A 3,197-nucleotide genomic window follows, 5' to 3' on the forward strand; every position below is an offset into this window, starting at 1 on the left:
CGCTTACACAAAGCATTCATACCCGTTCCTGTAGCACAAACAGCTAGTTATATTGTAATGCCCAATGCTCTTTTCAATGCTGGTTTCACTGATATGCTGAAGCAGAGTGCATTGTTAGCTGATACACACACAGCACAGAGTTATTCTTTCTTCTTGTCTCCTTATGGCAACACCGCAACCTTAACCTCTGAGCGTGGTGCCCTTAAATATGGCTATAACGCTGATATTTTCTATGCTGCAACACAAGCAGGTGTTACATCAGCCGCAATAGAAAATAAAGATTTCACCATACATCTTGGGGCTTTAGGAACCTATGGGCAACTCTCCTTCACACCTCAGAATATAGAGGATGCAGATAAGAGCACGCTTAACAAATGGGCCGCTACAGCTTATGGCAGCATACAGCATAATAATGGGCTGTATCTCGATATCCTGGCTTCCTATGGCATGATCGATGGAAATATCACAACGGCTGTCTTCAAGAGTGCAGCAAAATTAAACAACACAACAATATTCAGTGCTTCTGCTACTGTTGGAAAAGAATTTGCTACTGACGCGGAAGGGGTAAATTTTGAACCACAGGCCCAGCTGATTTATCAACAATTGTCGTTTGACACCATTAAAGATGCTGATAACCTGAAGATTGATATGAAAAATCCTTCCCAGTGGTTGGCCCGCATTGGTGGACGTTTGAGCAAAACTGTTTCTACTGAAAACGACAATGTCTTTTCTTTCTATGGCAAAGTGAACTTTCTTAAAACTTTTGGAGATGATGGGAAAATCCAGATTGGAGATATCTTTGATCTTGATCCTATGGGAGCCTCACTTGAAGGCGGGGTTGGCATCAATGCAAACTTGTCTCAGAACTTCTCCATCCATGGTGATGTCAGTTATCAACAAAAACTGCAAGAAACCGGTATTACTGGAGCAAGTTTTTCTGGAGGTATACGCTATCAGTTTTAATCACAAGGACGTTCTTCTTTAAGCAAAACAGCGTGTCACGATACGGTGATAACGCAAGCAATAAGATTATAAATGCGTATAAGACTATAAATGCATGTGAAAGCGAACGGTGTTTTCTCATGAGCTTACATAAAAAGGCAGCACAGTGTGCTGCCTTTTTTAATCTATGTAAATATTATTCTTATCCTCTGACCTCTTATCATTGTCTGACAATCGTATTTCTTAAGAATTAATTATACTTCAATAAAAATATGAATAGAGTTAAATATAATACTAATTGTATTTAATATAATTATTGTGCTTTAAGTATTAATTTTTCTTTAAATTTGACATATAACAAAGAATACAATAGAATTATTAGAATATTTATTTGAAAATCATCCATTGTTTATTCTTCTTAGTTTCTTATAAGCGGGGAAAAAACAGTTGGGGCTTATAAGCTAGGAAAACTTTATGTTTAAAAAATCTCTTTTATCCTGCACAGCAATTGCAGCAATTGCACTGTTTTGTACACATTCCAACGCACAGGCTGAAAGTCTTGTTGCGAAAGGGAAAGTTGTAAACCCTCCAACAGGCGCAACCTATGAAACTCTTGAAGCATTAGAGGGTGGCAAAATTTCTGGCACAGATTTAACGCTGGTTAATGATAAATTAGACAAAGCTGTCGTATATGCTACAGATCCTGGCAGTGTAATTGAACTGTATGGAACAACCATTCAGCAACACAAGGCTCCTAATGTTGGCTGTATTGAGCAATCAGCGAATGACACTTCTTGTTCTGCCGTTTTTTTAGGAATGGAAGCACATTTCAAGATGACCGGGGGGAGCATTACATCTCAAAAGAATGGTGTCTCTTTTAACAGCTTTTCCGGTGAAGCTGTTACAGGTAAAGCTATTACTACAGCCGAGCTTAAAAATGTGGACATCACCACAGATGGTAGTGGAATACAATTATACAATACCAAGAGTGAATTAACTCTAGAAAATGTAAGGCTTAAGAGCAATCATGGGATCGGGATACATGCATTGGGATTTGAAGATCAAATCACAATGTCTGGTGGCTTTATTCACTCAGGCGTGGCTGTATGGATTAATAAAGGTTCTACTGTTTTTCTAAATGATGTTGAAGTTATTTCAGAAGAAATAGCACTTTTTGCTCAGCGTACTTTTGACGATAACAACCCTTCTAAAGATAACAACCCTTCTAAAATTGTGATGACGGGAGGATCCATTAAGACAGAAGATACTGCTTTTGCTGTGACCGACGGTGCACAAATTGACGCCACAGATGTTACTGCAACGGCAAAAAAAGTTGGCATAGAGATTTTAGATGGTCAAATCAATTTAACCAATACTAAGCTGTCTGTTGAAAATGGTATAGGAATTAAACTCAGTAAGTATAATAAGAATATTTCCAATACAGTGAATCTCAAAAACACAGAAATCCACGCTGATGTTTTATTAAGGGACAACAGCGTTTCTACACTCTTAACTGCAGATGAATCTTCTATAGAAGGGAGAGTAGAAACTACAGATGAGGACAAAATAGTCTTTGATTTGAAGAATGGCACAACATGGACCATAAAAAACAGTGCATACGAAAAAGACGATGATGGTCATCTGGTTCATATCACGCAAAGATCACGTTCTGATGTTTCTATACTTAATCTCAATAATAGTACCATTGTTTTTGAAAACCCAACAGAAGAGCATTATCATACATTGCATATAGGCACTGGAAAAGCCGAGACAAAAGCAGTCTACAATGCTTCTGGGGATGCAAGGATTGGCTTCAACATAGCATGGAGCGATGGGGTTGCAGTAGATGATCAAAAAGCTGATCGAGTTCTCATTCATGGCGATGCATCAGGTACAACAACAGTTTATATAAAAAGCGATTTGGGAAAGAGAGACAGTGTCGTAAATGCTGCTGCTGTTTCCAATACGAGTGGACTTTCCCTGATCCAAGTTTCTGGAAATGCCAAAGAAGACTCTTTCAAATTAGACAATGGCTATACCACATTAGGGGGAAAGCCTTATAAATACACGCTAACGGCCTATGGACCAACATCAAGCCATGGGAAAGCCAATAGTGGACAAAACCTCTTTGACGAAAAGAATGAAGACTTCTGGGATTTCCGCTTACACAAAGCATTCATACCCGTTCCTGTAGCACAAACAGCTAGTTATATTGTAATGCCCAATGCTCTTTTCAATGCTGGTTTCACTGATAT

1 protein-coding gene and 1 pseudogene are annotated in these 3,197 nt (G+C 38.6%); both read left to right on the forward strand.

Annotated elements, in window-relative coordinates; all coding sequences use genetic code 11:
- Positions 1-963: autotransporter outer membrane beta-barrel domain-containing protein (locus MCS_RS06570; RefSeq protein WP_004856641.1), on the forward strand; the 963-nt coding region annotated here is incomplete at its 5' end.
- Between the two features lie 453 nt (positions 964-1,416).
- Positions 1,417-3,197 (forward strand): annotated as a pseudogene (locus MCS_RS08495) (autotransporter outer membrane beta-barrel domain-containing protein); the annotation flags it as partial.

This window comes from Bartonella doshiae NCTC 12862 = ATCC 700133 (assembly GCF_000278155.1).
Lineage (GTDB): Bacteria > Pseudomonadota > Alphaproteobacteria > Rhizobiales > Rhizobiaceae > Bartonella > Bartonella doshiae.